Here is a 13,598-nt window from a genome sequence, read left to right on the forward strand (position 1 = left end):
GCGATCTGCTGGCAGTACCGACGAGGGCGGCCCGATGGGTCGCCCTTTTTTCATGCCGGCATGGCATTCTCTGCGGCCGAACCCGCGCATCACGGAGGATGCCTGTGCAGGCTGCCATGCGACGATCCATGCCCTGCACAGTGATGCCGGAGCTTCATTTCACTGTTGGCAGTGCACACCCGCAACGGGTGTGCCTGGCCATGTCCATTCCGCGCGCGATGGCGCGCATTACAGGGGCTGTAGATGAAAAAGCTGCATGGAGTCGCGTTGGCGGTGGCAATCAGTGCGCTGTCCGGTTGCGCGAGCGTTCCGATGACCGAGAAGAGCGTGGTGGATTCGGCCAAGACCTTCCCGGCACCGCAGGACGGCAAGTCCGGGGTGTACGTATTCCGCAACAGTTTCGTCGGCAAGGCACTGAAGAAGGATGTGCTGATCGATGGGCAGTGCCTGGGCGAAACCGCCGACAAGGTGTTCTTCTATACCCAGGTTGCCGGTGACCAGGAACATGTGATCTCCACCGAGTCGGAGTTCTCGCCCAACGACCTCAAGCTGTTTACCGAAGCCGGTCGCAACTACTTCATCCAGCAGTCGATCAAGATGGGCGTGTTCGTCGGCGGCGCGAAGCTGACGGTGGTTCCGGAAGCGGAAGGCCGCAGCCAGGTGATGCAGCTGAAGATGGCCCAGAACGGGCGTTGCTCGAAGTAACTCCGGTGGCCGGCGGGAGGCTGCGCCTTTCGCCGGCCCACCCGAAGTGGGACGGCGCAGGGCCGTTCTGTCCGTGCCCGGCCGCGGAAGATCAATCTTGAGTGCGCGGAGCCGCCGGTGTTCAGCCTCGGTTTCAGCGGCGGTGCCATTCTCTGGATCGTCGGTGGGTTCCCACGACGAACTGTCCCATCGGTGCCGGTAGTGGCCGTGATCGGCAGTCGTAGAATCGAACCGACCGAGATACGGGTTGCGCTGCCGGACCCGCCTCGTTGGCGTTGCAGCACGTGGTCTGCCGGTCCGGTCCAGGAGCGCGCAGCCGGTGCGCCAGACGTGCGCTGAAAGGTCTGTTCCCGGGGAGGGGGCGTATCGGAAGAGCACACTTTTTTGACTTCAGTGACCTGCACCAGGAAACAAGAATGAACGTCCGCGAACTCCTGCAATCCAAGAAAGAAGCTGTCATCACCATCGACGCCGAAGACACCATCGGTGCCGCCGCCCACAAGATGAGCGCGAACAAGATCGCTGCGCTGGTGGTGATGAAGGACGATGCCCCGGTCGGCATCATTTCCGAGAAGGACATCGTGCGCACCCTGGCCGACGACGGCCCGCAGGCCGGGCGCCGGGTGATTTCCAGCGTGCCGACCACCGGCCTGGAAGGCATCGCGCCGGAGGCCACGCTGAAGCAGGCCATGTCGCTGATGACGTACTCGCGGCGCCGTCATCTGATGGTTACCGACGGCACGCGCCTGGTCGGCATCCTCAGCCTGGGCGACATCGTGAAGAACCTGCTGGGCGAGCTGGAGCTGGAAAAGGCCGTGCTGCAGGACATCTACATGGCGGCGCATTGACGCTGCAACAGAAGCCTCGCTGGTAGCAGAACAACGGCCGGGTGCGGATGCACCTGGCCGTTTTCCTGTGCGCGCTTTGATTCGGCTAGTCTGATCAGACGTGAACGTGCACGTTGCAGACAGCGAGAGGAAATGGAATGTTCCAGAATGCGAGAAGGGAATTACTGGGCCCGCTGCATAGCCTGCTGAAGCGGCCGCTGGAGTTCCGCGCGGTGGACAGCATTGAGAAGCATCTGCGCCGGTTGCTTGAAACACGCCCGGACTACGACGCATTGTGTGAGCTTGCGCGCTGGTACGACGCGCAGCGGGCGGCCGTATTGCCGCTGTTGCCGGCACTGCATGCGAAGTTGCAGGATCGGCTCTCCATCATCCTGCCTGCCGGTGCCTGTGTAGATCGCGTAGCGACCAGCGTGCGGCACGGGCAGGGCGGCGCCGAGCCGTTCCCGCAATGTGCGCAGGCATCGGCGCAGATCCAGCTGGAGCGCCTCTCCGACCTGCTGGAGCTCGCCCAGTGCGGAGCGGGCGATCCATCGCAGGACGACGTTGTATGCCAGACCCTGCAGGTCATGCTGCTGAGCGAGGCGCTTGCGCTGGTGCTTTCCGGATTGGCGTGCGCCTCCCGGCAGAGTGACGGATCGCTGCTGCTTGAACCCGGCGATGACCACAGCCTGGGTCTGCTGAAGCAGGCCTGGTTCGCGCGGTGGCTGGACAGCAACAGCGCGATGGCGTTGATGTTCCGCATTGCCGAGTGTTCTGCTCAGGCCGCGGGGCGTTCCACGCAACTGGATGAGCTGCTGGCCCATGCGGTACTGGACCGGGCACTGACCGTTACCTGGGCGTTTCTGGAATCGGATGCCACCTCGCACAGAAGCATGGCCTTTGCCCATGACGCTGCTCGTCTGGTCGTTTTCATGCTTTCCCGCCATGGAGCAGGAGAGATGTTCATTGGACGAGCACAGCTGCGCGAAGCGGACCTGGATGATGTCCTGCAGACCATCCTGGCGTGGCAGTCAAAGGGATTGAGAACCGATTGGATGGTGGTGCCGGGGCCAACGGGCTACATGCTGGCCGGTGGCTGGGACAAGGCGCTGCGCTGTGTGCTGGTGCAGTTCGCGCAGTCGACCGGTGAGACCGAGCTGCTGCGTAGGCTGATCGGCGGTGATGGATTCGAACGGAGCTATATCCGAAGCCGCCTGGAACGCCAGCTGATCCAGCCGCAGCGCTATTCCGTGCACGAGGGAATCCAGAAGCACCATGTGCTGAAGGATCCGCCAGCCGATCTGGATGTGGAGTACATCCTTCACGACTCGCTGTTGCAGCATCACTACTTCATTCAGGCCAAGCACGCCGCCAGGGGCGAGGTGGGGTATCTGGACAGCGTCGTCGCGGCGCTGCAGAAGGATCTCAGCGATGGCCTGCGGCAGTTGCGAGGGGCCAAGGCCTGCCTGGAAGATGGCCGGCTGGAGCCCCTGTGGGCGTCACGCGGGTTGTCGGGCGTGACCGCCGCCAACAGCAGTTTCCTGCTGGTCCACAACATCGCGCATCTTGACCTGCAGGTGACCCACGATGGCATCGCGCTTTATGACTGGCGGACGCTGCGGAATCTACTGGATGACGCGGCCGTCACTGTCAGAAGGCCTGGGGAGCAGGAGGTCCTTCGGCGCGCTGCTTCACCACTGAGCGTCGCCAATCCGATGGGTGTGGTGCACACGTTGCTGTCCGAACACGGCATCTATGCGGGAGCCGAACAGGCCGCGTGGGCACCCTTGGCCGTCACCAGTTCGATGGAGCTGGTGGCCGGCCGTGTGCATATGCGCGCCTTGGGGATCTGAGGGCGCCGCGCGCATCCAAGCGGACACCGCGTCGGCACCGGGCAGCTCCGATCGCAGCCAGGGCCTAGAACGTCACCTTGACCGAATCCGCGCTGTAGTTCGCCGGGCCGTGATAGACCACCTCGATGTTGTTGCCATCCGGGTCCAGCACGAACGCCCCGTAGTAGCCCGGATGGTAGGGACGCTCGCCCGGCGCGCCGTTGTCGGTGCCGCCGGCGGCGATCGCGGCGGTGTGGAAGGCATCCACGGTGGCGGCATCGCGGGCCTGGAAGGCCAGGTGGTGGCGACCGGTCAACTGGCCGGCCGCAGCCTCGCTGCTGGCGCTGGAAATGAACAGCTCGTCGGCCCAGAAGTAGTCATCGCCTTCGCCGGCGATCGGGATGCCGATGGTGTCGAACACCGCTTGGTAGAAGCGGCGGCTGGCGGCCAGATCACGCACCACCAGCTGGATGTGGTCGATCAGGCGACCACGGTGCAGTTCCATCGTTTCCATACGAACCTCGTAAAAAAGGGGACGGAGTCGGTAGCGCCGGGCCGTGCCCGGCGAGCGCGCAGCGCGGCCTGCTCAAGGCCGCCGGGCATGGCCCGGCGCTACCGGAATTGTGCCCCTTTCCGGGTCAGGCGTTGGCGATGATCTCGACCCAGTAGCCGTCCGGGTCCTTGATGAAGGCCAGGTTCTTCATGCGGCCGTCGGTCAGGCGCTTCTGGAAGGTGACGCCGAGGGCCTCGAAGCGCTGGCAGGCGGCCTCGATGTCCGGCACCGACACGCAGATGTGGCCGAAGCCGCGCGGGTCGCTGTTGCCGTCGTGGTAGACCGCGCTGTCCTGGGTCTCGGTGCCGTGGTTGTGGGTCAGTTCCAGCACGCCCGGCAGGCCGGCCATCCACAGTCGGCGCTGGGCATCGTCTTCCGGCACCACCGCGCCGGCCGGCACGTAGGCCAGGAAGTACAGGCTGAACTGGGCCTCCGGGAAATCGCGCTTGTCGATCAGCTGGTAGCCCAGCACGCGGGTGTAGAAGTCCAGCGAGGCGGTGATGTCCTTGACCCGCAGCATGGTGTGGTTGAACACGAAGCCGGTGGTCTCGGCCGGGGCCTGGGCGGCGACGCCGGGAACATCGCGCAGGGCGGGAATGGTCATGGGGGAGTCCTTCAGACAGGGCCGTTGCCGGCCGGATGCGTTCATTCTACCGGCCGCCACCTGACGGCACCGCGACGTACAATGGCCGGATCGCACCGTTCCGTCCTGACAACGATTGCCCGCCATGTCGCAGCGTGAATGGGTGGCCGCCGCCATCCGCAAGATCGAAGCCGATTTCAACCGTTCCGCCGATACCCACCTGATTCCGCTGGCACTGCCCGGGTTCGAGGGCATCGAGCTGTACCTGAAGGATGAATCGAGCCATCCCACCGGCAGCCTCAAGCATCGGCTGGCGCGCTCGCTGTTCCTGTATGCGCTGACCAACGGCTGGTTGCGCGAGGGGCGCCCGGTGATCGAGGCGTCCAGCGGATCGACGGCCGTCTCCGAAGCCTATTTCGCGCGCCTGCTCGGTTTGCCGTTCATCGCGGTGATTCCGGCCACGACCTCGCCGGAAAAGATTGCGGCCATCGAATTCCATGGCGGTCGCTGCCATCTGGTCGAGCGCGCCTGCGACCTCAACTGCGAATCAGAAAGGCTGGCCCGTGAAACCGGCGGCCACTTCATGGACCAGTTCACCTATGCCGAGCGCGCCACTGACTGGCGTGCCAACAACAACATCGCCGAATCCATCTTCAAGCAGATGGCCGAAGAGCCCAGCCCGATTCCGGAGTGGATCGTGTGCAGCCCGGGCACCGGCGGTACGGCGGCCACGCTGGGCCGCTACGTCAGCTACCGCCGGCACGATACCCGCATCCTCTGCGCGGACCCGGAAGTGTCGGTGTTCTTCGAGGGCTACCGGGCCGCTGTGGCGGGCGAGCAGGACTGGCGCGGCCGGACCTGCAGCGGGGGGTCACGGGTGGAAGGCATCGGCCGGCCGCGGGTGGAATCGAGCTTCATTCCGACCTGCGTCGATGCGATGGTGAAGGTGCCTGATGCACTGAGCCTGGCGGCGATGCGTCATGTCAGCCGCCAGCTGGGGCGCCGCGTCGGCGGCTCCACCGGCACCAACTTCATCGGCGTGCTGCAGGCCGCGCAGTGGATGCGCGAGGCCGGTCACCAGGGCAGCATCGTCAGCATCCTCTGCGATGCCGGCGAGCGCTATGCGCAGAGCTACTACGATCCTGCGTGGTATGTGCGCCAGGGCATCGACGTCGATGGCGCCGACGCGCAGTTGGCCGCCGCAGTGGCCGGGCAGGGGCTGCCCAAGCTGCCGTGGTGCAGTCTGGAAGCGCTGTAACCGGCCGACGTTGTCGCCGGGGAGCAGCGCAGAGGCGTGCGTCGATTGGGTAGAGTCGACTGTTGGTCGACTGCTCTACGCTCAGGTCGCGAAAATCCCGCGCTGCGCGCGATAGTCGACTAACAGTCGACTCTACCGGTCACCGGTCACCGGTCACCGGTCACCAGGGCGTCTCAATACCCCGCCGCGGTGAACGCATCCAGCACCGCATCGCGCAACGCATCGGGCAGGGCCTCGATGTCCATGGCGCGGTCATCCAGGTGCAGGCTCGGGTCCAGCACGCTGGCGCGGCCCTGGGCCAGCGCCTGCAGCCACAGCAGCACGCAGATCACGAACTCGCGCTCGTGGCCCAGCTGCAGCTGGCTGGCGCCGCGCTCGACCACTTCGAACGGGTACCACTCCTGGGCATCGTTGAAGGTGCCGCCCTGCTGCAGTACCGCCTGCAGCTGTTGCAGGTGGCGTGGGGCGTCGTCGCCGGCATCGCACAGCGCGGCGATCCAGGTCAGTTCGGCCGGGCTGGCGGACAACGCCAGCGACCGTGCCGGTGGGGCGGATGCAACTGCAGCCAGACCTTCCATGTGGGGCCTCGTTCGGTACCTACCGCTGCGGACTCCCCCGCAGCCAGAGCTTCGGCGCCGAACCGTAAGGCCGACGTGAATGCCGGGCCGCGCCCCCTTGTCAGCCCTGCCTGGCAGCGCCATATCTATCGGGCTGCCCGCCTGCCGGGCCCGTACCCTGGAGATCTGACGTGACCGTTGCCAACCCCCTGCTCGATTTTTCCGGCCTGCCGCGCTTCGAGGCGATCCGCCCCGAGCATGTGGCGCCGGCGCTGGACGTGCTGCTGGCCGAGGCCGAAGCCGCCGTCAGCACGGCCGAGCAGGTGCAGCCGGTTACCTGGCAGACCTTCGTGGCCCCGCTGGATGACGCCACCGAGCGCCTGTGGCGTGCCTGGGGCCTGGTCGGCCATCTGCAGGGCGTGGTCAACACCCCCGAGCTGCGCGAGGCCTACAACAGCAACCTGCCGCGGGTGACCCGCTTTGCCAGCGCGCTGGGCCAGAACCTGGCGCTGTATCGCCAGTACCAGGCACTGGCTGCCAGCGCGGAGGCCGCGACGTTCGACGACGCCCAGCGCAAGGTGCTGGACAACACCCTGCGCGATTTCCGCCTGGGCGGTGCCGAACTGGCGCCGGAGGCGCAGCAGCGCTTCGCGGCGATCAAGGAAGAACTGTCGGCACTGTCGGCGAAGTTTTCGCAGAACGTGCTCGATGCCACCGACGCGTGGTCGTTGATCATCGAGGATGAGGCACGCCTGGCTGGCGTGCCGGACGACGTGAAGGCGGCCGCGCATGCGGCAGCGGAAAAAGACGGCAACAAGGGCTGGAAACTGACCCTGCAGATGCCGTGCTATCTGCCGGTGCAGACCTGGGCCGAAGACCGTGACCTGCGCGAGATCCTGTACCGTGCCAGTGCACAGCGCGCCTCCGAATTCGGCGACGACGCGCTGGACAACAGCGGCAACATCGACCGCATCCTGGCCCTGCGCGCGGAACTGGCCGCGCTGCTCGGCTTCGGTTCGTATGGCGAGTATTCGGTAGCGACCAAGATGGCGCAGGACCCGGCCGAAGTGCTGGGTTTCCTGCGTGACCTGGCCACGCGAGCCAAGCCGTTCGCGGCCAAGGACCGCGCCGAGCTGGAGCAGTTCGCACGCGAGCAGCTCGGTATCGAACAGCTGCAGGCCTGGGACCTGGCCTTCGCCGCCGACCGCCTGAAGCAGGCGCGTTACAGCTATTCCGAGCAGGAAGTGAAGCAGTACTTCACCGAGCCCAAGGTGCTCGGTGGTCTGTTCTCGGTGATCGAGCAGCTGTACGGCCTGCGCGTGCAGGAAGACAGCGCACCAGTCTGGCACGAGGACGTACGCTTCTTCCGCCTGGTCGATGCGCAGGGCGCGCTGGTCGGCCAGTTCTACCTGGATCTGTACGCACGCGAAGGCAAGCGCGGCGGCGCCTGGATGGATGATTGCCGCAACCGCCGCGTGCGCACCGATGGCAGCGTGCAGACGCCGCTGGTCTACCTGGTGTGCAACTTCGGCCGCGGCGCGAACGGCAAGCCGGCCACCTTCAGCCACAACGAGGTGACCACGCTGTTCCATGAAATGGGCCATGGCCTGCATCAGCTGCTGACCCGCATCGGCGAGCTGGGCGTGGCCGGCATCAATGGCGTGGAATGGGATGCGGTGGAACTGCCCAGCCAGTTCATGGAGAACTTCTGCTGGGAGTGGGACCACCTGCAGGGCATGACGGCGCATGTGGAAACCGGCGAACCGCTGCCGCGCGCGCTGTACGAGCGCATGCTGGCCGCGCGCAATTTCCATAGTGGCATGGCCACCGTGCGCCAGCTGGAATTCGGTCTGTTCGACATGCTGCTGCACAGCCAGTACGAGCCGGCGCAGGACAGCGTGCTGGCACTGCTCGATCGCGTGCGCGGCGAAGTGGCGGTGAACCATCCGCCGGTCTGGAACCGCTTCCCGCATCAGTTCAGCCACATCTTCGCTGGCGGCTATGCGGCCGGCTATTACAGCTACAAGTGGGCCGAGGTGCTCAGCGCCGATGCCTACGCCGCGTTCGAGGAAGCACCGCAGGCACTGGCTGAAACCGGTGCGCGGTTCCGCGATGAGATCCTGTCGCGGGGTGGCAGCCGTCCGGCGGCGGAGAACTTCAGGGCTTTCCGTGGCCGCGCACCGCAGATCGACGCACTGCTGCGCCACTCGGGCATGGCGTAAACCGCGGTGGTGGGTGCCAACCTTGGTTGGCACATTGCCGCTGTCCACGCATGGCGTGGATCTACCGATGATATTCAGTAGATCCACGCCATGCGTGGATGAGGTGGGTCATTCGGCGTAGATCATCTTCCGGGTCATGCCGCCGTCGACGATGAAATCCTGGCCGGTGCTGAACCCGGACAGCGATGACAGCAGGTACACCGCCAGCGCGCCGATGTCCTCGGGCTGGCCGACGCGGCCGACCGGATGCTGGGCATGGTCGATGGCCGAGTAATCAGGTTCGTGGCGGCGCGCGGGCGCCTGCCAGGCCGTGGTACCGATCCAGCCGGGGCTGATGCTGTTCACCCGCACCGCCGGCCCGGCGCTGATCGCCAGCGCATGGGTGAAGGCCACCAGCCCGCCCTTGGCTGCGGCATAGGCTTCGCTGTGGGCTTCCGACTGCCAGGCACGGGTGGAGGCGATGTTGATCACCGCGCCTGCGCCACTGGCGGTCAGTGCCGGCAGCGCATGCTTGCAGCACAGGAACGCGCCATGCAGCGAGGACAGGCGGCGCTGCCATTCGTCCCACTCCATGTTTTCCAGCGTGGTGCCGTGCGGGCCGGCGATGCCGGCATTGTTGACCAGCCCGTCGATGCGGCCGAAGCGCTGCTGCGCCACTGCGATGAACGTGCTGACGCTGGCTTCGTCGGTGATGTCCAGGTGCTGGAACGCGGCATCCTCATCGCGCTGCCATTCGTCCAGGCAGGCCTGTCCGGCCGCGTCGTCGAGATCGCCGATCAGTACGCGTCCACCGGCACCGAGCACGGCCTGGGCGATGCCACGGCCGATGCCGTTGGCGCCACCGGTCACCAGCACCACCTTGCCTGCCAGCGGCGCGGCCGGCCACGCGGCAATCGGCGGCACGCGGCTCATGACAGGTCTTCGCCGCGCAGGCGCCGATACCAGCCATCCACGCCGATGCGGTCCAGGGTCTGGATGTTGCGCTCCACGATCACGTCCGGATCGGGGAACGCGTCCACCGCGCGCGCCACGCTGTCTTCGCGCAGCAGGTGCAGGGTGGGGAAGGGCGCACGGTTGGTGTAGTTGCTGGCATCGTCGGCAGCCACGCCTTCGAACTGGTAATCCGGATGGAAGCTGGCCACCTGCAGGATGCCCTGCAGGTCCAGCGCCTCGATCGCCGCGTCGGCGTTGTCGAGGAAGTCGTTGTAGTCGAGGAAGTCAGCCAGCACCTGCGGGTGCACGATCAACGTGGTGTCGATCTGCTCGGCCGGTGTGTCGCGCAGCAGCACCAGCTCCTCGGCCAGCTGTTCGACCAGTGCTTCGGGCGTGGTCGCATCGCTGAGCACGAAGCGGACCTGCTCCTTCACGTACACCGCCTTGGCGAACGGGCACAGGTTCAGGCCGATCACGATCCGCTCCAGCCACTGGCGGGTGGCGGCGATCGGGTCATCGGTGGGCAGCTGGGAATCGGTCATGGCGGGCACGTCGGCTGGCGGGGCCGCCATTGTAGGCGCGTGACTGGCAACGCGCCGTCGTGCCTGCCGCTGGCAGCGCCGGGTCATGCCCGGCGCAAGCCTCAGTCGCGGAAATTGTTGAACTGCAGCGGCAGTTCGAACTTGCCGGCCTTGAGCACGGCGATGGCGTCCTGCAGATCGTCGCGCTTCTTGCCCTGTACGCGCAGCTTGTCACCGTTGATCTGGCTTTCCACCTTCAGCTTGGCGTCCTTCAGTGCGGCGGCGATCTTCTTGGCGATCTTCTGCTCGATGCCCTGCTTGACGGTGATCTTCTGCCGGGCCTGGGCCAGGTTGGTCTCGATGTCGCCGAACTCCAGGCTGAGCACGTCGATGCCGCGTGCGGCCAGGCGCGCGCGCAGGATGTCGTTCATCTGCTTGAGCTGGAACTCGGTCGGCGCGGTCTGGTTGATGACATCGCCGTCGCGCTCGAACTTGGCGTCCACGCCCTTGAAGTCGAAGCGGGTGGCCAGTTCGCGGTTGGCCTGGTCGATGGCGTTGGTCAGCTCGTGGGTGTCGACTTCAGACACGACGTCGAAGGAAGGCATGGGCGCGGCTCCGCTGGATTCAGTGGTGGCCATTCTATCGCGTGGGCCCGCCGGCATTCTGTAGCGTCGAGCTTGCTCGACGGGCTTTCACGGGTCAGTCGAGCAAGCTCGACTCTACAGATGGGTAGCGGCGGGCGATAATGGGCCATGAACGTGCAACGCTCCCCTTCGCGCGCGGTGGCCTGGATGGTCGCGGCGGTCGCCTGCTTCTCGCTGATGGACGCCGGCATGAAGCAGCTGTCGGCCAGTTATCCCACCCTGGAAGTGACCTTCCTGCGTGGTGCGGCCTCGCTGCCGTTCGTGCTGGTCTGGGTGCTGGCCAGCGCCGGGCCGCGCTCGCTGGTGCCGCGGCGCTGGGGCCTGCACCTGCTGCGTGGCGCGCTGGGCATGGCGATGATCGGCTGCTTCGTGTTCGCCCTGCGCGACCTGCCGCTGTCCACCGCCTACACCATCTATTTCGTCGCGCCGCTGCTGATCGCCGCGCTGTCGGTGCCGCTGCTGGGTGAGCGGGTCGGGCCGCGGCGCTGGGTGGCCATCGGTATCGGCCTGATCGGCGTGCTGGTGGTGCTGCGGCCAGGCGTGGACGGTTTCATCTCGGTGCCGGGCCTGATGGTGCTGGCTGCGGCCACCGCCTACGCCGTGGCCGCGATCACGGTCAGCCTGCTGACCCGCACCGATACCTCGCAGTCGATGGTGGTCTGGTTCCTGGTGATCATGGCCCTCGGCGCCGGACTGCTGGCCCTTCCCGGCTGGGTGCCGCTGCAGCTGGCACACGCGCCGCTGATCGCCGGTATGGGGCTGGCCGGGGCATTGGGCCAGATCGCCCTGACCAAGGCCTTCCAGCTGGGCGAGGCGTCGATGATCGCGCCGCTGGAGTACAGCGGCCTGGTCTGGGTGATCGGCTGGGATCTGGCCTTCTGGGGCCAATTGCCGGATGGCTACACCTGGGTGGGCGCGGCGATCATCGTGGCTTCGGGGCTGTACCTGCTGCATCGCGAACGCCTGAACCGGGTGCAGCCGCCGAAACCGCTGGACCACCCCTGATCGTGTGGTAGTGCCGGCCGCTGGCCGGCAACCCCTTGCACCGGAGGGGCCGCTGTCGTTGCCGGCCAGCGGCCGGCACTACCGGATGCGAGGCGTTACGGGCGTCTTAGAACCAAAAGGAATAACATTCTGACCCATGGCGCGGGCGCGCGAGCGCCGGCGCTGGTAGGCTGCACGCCCCCTTCCGTCACCCAGCCGGTGAGCCACGCCCGTGATCGAGTTCCAGCGCCTGCACAAATCCTATGCCGTTGCCGGCCGCGAAGTCAGCGCGCTGCAACCGCTGGACCTGACCATCGAGGCCGGCGAGGTATTCGGCATCATCGGCCATTCCGGCGCGGGCAAGTCGACCCTGATCCGCATGATCAACCGCCTGGAAGAACCCAGCGGCGGCCGGCTGCTGATCGGTGGCGAGGATGTCACCGCACTGGACGCCGATGGCCTGCGCGCGCTGCGCCGGCGCATCGGCATGATCTTCCAGCACTTCAACCTGCTGTCCTCGCGCACGGTGGCCGGCAACGTGGCCTTCCCGCTGGAACTGGCCGGCACGCCGAAGGTGGAGATCGACGCACGCGTGGCCGAGCTGCTGCAGACCGTGGGCCTGGAAGCGCATGCGCAGAAGTACCCGGCGCAGCTGTCCGGCGGCCAGAAGCAGCGCGTCGGCATCGCCCGCGCACTGGCCACGCGCCCGCAGATCCTGCTGTGCGATGAGGCCACCAGCGCGCTCGATCCGCAGACCACGGCCTCGGTGCTGTCGCTGCTGTCGAAGATCAACCGCGAGCTGGGCCTGACCATCGTGCTGATCACCCACGAGATGGATGTGATCCGCCGTGTCTGCGACCGTGTGGCCGTGCTCGACGCCGGGCAGATGGTCGAGACCGGGCCGGTCACCCGGGTGTTCCTGCATCCGCAGCATGCGACCACGCGCCGTTTCGTCAGCGAATCGGAGCATGTCGACGAAGGTGCGCTGCACCGTGATTTCGACGTCGTGGGCGGGCGCATTGTGCGCCTGACCTTCCTCGGCGGCGACACCTACGAGCCCTTGCTCGGCAGCGTCGCGCGGCAGACCGGCGTCGACTACAACATCCTGTCCGGCCGTATCGACCGGATCAAGGACACCCCGTATGGCCAGCTGGTGGTCGCCCTGGTGGGCGGCGACCAGTCCGCCGCGCAGGCCGCGTTCGTGGCTGCCGGCGTGCACGTTGAGGAACTGCGTCGATGATCATCGCTACCGCCGGCGGCTTCTTCCGCCACCTGGATGCGGGCAAGTGGGCCGACATCGGCCAGGCCACCATCGACACCCTGCTGATGCTGCTCGGTTCGCTGCCGCTGACCCTGGCCATTGGCCTGCCGCTGGGCGTGCTGCTGTACCTGTTCGGCGCACCGCAGATGAAGCGCCGGCCGTTCGCCTATGGCGTGCTGGCGCTGGTGGTGAACCTGCTGCGTTCGGTGCCCTTCATCATCCTGATGATCGTGCTGATCCCGGTCACCCTGTTGCTGATGGGAACCTCGCTGGGCGTGCGCGGTGCGATCGTGCCACTGGTCATCGGTGCCGCACCGTTCTATGCGCGCCTGGTCGAGACCGCGTTGCGCGAGGTTGACCGCGGCGTGATCGAAGCCACCCAGGCAATGGGCGCCACCACCTGGCAGCTGGTCACCCGCGTGCTGTTGCCGGAAGCGCGTCCGGGCCTGATTGCCGGTGCGACGGTCACCACCGTGGCGCTGATCGGCTTCACCGCGATGGGCGGTGCGATCGGTTCCGGTGGTCTGGGCGATCTGGCCTTCCGCGATGGCTACCAGCGTTCGCATACCGACGTGGCCCTGGTCACCGTGGTGTTGCTGCTGGTGCTGGTGCAGCTGCTGCAGATGCTCGGCGACCGCCTGGTCGCGCATTACAGCCGCAGATAACAGAATGCCGGGCGGCGCCCGGCATCTCGTTGGGGTAGTGCCGGCCGCTGGCC

At 66.5% G+C, this 13,598-nt stretch carries 14 protein-coding genes; 8 read left to right on the forward strand and 6 right to left on the reverse strand.

Features of this window, described 5'->3' with window-relative positions; genetic code table 11:
- Positions 1–312: 312 nt before the first annotated feature.
- The 3 genes from C9412_RS12680 (at position 313) to C9412_RS12690 (ending at position 3,385) form a co-directional block, all read left to right on the forward strand.
- The gene (locus tag C9412_RS12680) at positions 313–705 is read left to right on the forward strand and encodes a DUF2846 domain-containing protein (protein ID WP_258190185.1); all 393 of its coding nucleotides are present in this window, start codon (positions 313–315) and stop codon (positions 703–705) included.
- Positions 706–1,121: 416 nt separating this feature from the next.
- Positions 1,122–1,553: a CBS domain-containing protein gene (locus C9412_RS12685; protein ID WP_107231946.1), complete on the forward strand. Its 432-nt coding sequence runs from the start codon at positions 1,122–1,124 to the stop codon at positions 1,551–1,553.
- A 137-nt stretch (positions 1,554–1,690) separates the two neighbouring features.
- The gene (locus tag C9412_RS12690) at positions 1,691–3,385 is read left to right on the forward strand and encodes a hypothetical protein (protein ID WP_107231947.1); all 1,695 of its coding nucleotides are present in this window, start codon (positions 1,691–1,693) and stop codon (positions 3,383–3,385) included.
- Positions 3,386–3,449: 64 nt separating this feature from the next.
- Here C9412_RS12690 and C9412_RS12695 read toward each other — a convergent pair whose 3' ends face one another.
- Together C9412_RS12695 and gloA are read right to left on the reverse strand one after the other, a co-directional pair.
- Positions 3,450–3,878 carry a VOC family protein gene (locus C9412_RS12695; protein ID WP_107231948.1) on the reverse strand — a complete coding sequence of 143 codons (429 nt, stop codon included), beginning with the start codon at positions 3,876–3,878 and terminating at the stop codon, positions 3,450–3,452.
- 124 nt (positions 3,879–4,002) lie between these two features.
- The gene (gene gloA, locus C9412_RS12700; protein ID WP_107231949.1) at positions 4,003–4,521 is read right to left on the reverse strand and encodes a lactoylglutathione lyase; all 519 of its coding nucleotides are present in this window, start codon (positions 4,519–4,521) and stop codon (positions 4,003–4,005) included.
- A 124-nt stretch (positions 4,522–4,645) separates the two neighbouring features.
- On the opposite strand from gloA, the gene C9412_RS12705 reads away from it, so the two are divergent.
- Positions 4,646–5,758: a PLP-dependent cysteine synthase family protein gene (locus C9412_RS12705; RefSeq protein WP_107231950.1), complete on the forward strand. Its 1,113-nt coding sequence runs from the start codon at positions 4,646–4,648 to the stop codon at positions 5,756–5,758.
- Positions 5,759–5,931: 173 nt separating this feature from the next.
- On the opposite strand, the gene C9412_RS12710 is transcribed toward C9412_RS12705, so the two are convergent.
- Positions 5,932–6,336, reverse strand: a complete 405-nt coding sequence (locus C9412_RS12710; protein ID WP_107231951.1) for a hypothetical protein — start codon at positions 6,334–6,336, stop codon at positions 5,932–5,934.
- Positions 6,337–6,506: 170 nt separating this feature from the next.
- Here C9412_RS12710 and C9412_RS12715 point away from each other — a divergent pair, with 170 nt between their 5' ends.
- Entirely contained in the window at positions 6,507–8,537 is a 2,031-nt protein-coding gene (locus C9412_RS12715; RefSeq protein ID WP_107231952.1) for a M3 family metallopeptidase, read from the forward strand.
- Between the two features lie 108 nt (positions 8,538–8,645).
- Here C9412_RS12715 and C9412_RS12720 read toward each other — a convergent pair whose 3' ends face one another.
- The 3 genes from C9412_RS12720 to C9412_RS12730 form a co-directional block, all read right to left on the reverse strand.
- Positions 8,646–9,449 (reverse strand): SDR family oxidoreductase, encoded by an 804-nt coding sequence (locus C9412_RS12720; RefSeq protein ID WP_107231953.1) that lies wholly within the window; start codon positions 9,447–9,449, stop codon positions 8,646–8,648.
- Positions 9,446–10,012, reverse strand: a complete 567-nt coding sequence (locus C9412_RS12725; RefSeq protein WP_107232082.1) for a DUF1415 domain-containing protein — start codon at positions 10,010–10,012, stop codon at positions 9,446–9,448. Before C9412_RS12725 ends, C9412_RS12720 begins: the two co-directional genes overlap by 4 nt.
- Positions 10,013–10,113: 101 nt before the next feature.
- Complete coding sequence (locus tag C9412_RS12730; protein WP_006471121.1) at positions 10,114–10,596, reverse strand: YajQ family cyclic di-GMP-binding protein; 483 nt, start codon at positions 10,594–10,596, stop codon at positions 10,114–10,116.
- A gap of 147 nt (positions 10,597–10,743) precedes the next feature.
- On the opposite strand from C9412_RS12730, the gene C9412_RS12735 reads away from it, so the two are divergent.
- From C9412_RS12735 to C9412_RS12745, 3 genes are all read left to right on the forward strand, one after another.
- Positions 10,744–11,640, forward strand: a complete 897-nt coding sequence (locus tag C9412_RS12735; protein ID WP_107231954.1) for a DMT family transporter — start codon at positions 10,744–10,746, stop codon at positions 11,638–11,640.
- Between the two features lie 211 nt (positions 11,641–11,851).
- The gene (locus C9412_RS12740) at positions 11,852–12,859 is read left to right on the forward strand and encodes a methionine ABC transporter ATP-binding protein (RefSeq protein WP_107231955.1); all 1,008 of its coding nucleotides are present in this window, start codon (positions 11,852–11,854) and stop codon (positions 12,857–12,859) included.
- Entirely contained in the window at positions 12,856–13,545 is a 690-nt protein-coding gene (locus tag C9412_RS12745; RefSeq protein WP_057496544.1) for a methionine ABC transporter permease, read from the forward strand. Before C9412_RS12740 ends, C9412_RS12745 begins: the two co-directional genes overlap by 4 nt.
- Positions 13,546–13,598 lie beyond the last annotated feature (53 nt).

It is taken from the genome of Stenotrophomonas sp. Nf1 (genome assembly GCF_003028475.1).
Lineage (GTDB): Bacteria > Pseudomonadota > Gammaproteobacteria > Xanthomonadales > Xanthomonadaceae > Stenotrophomonas.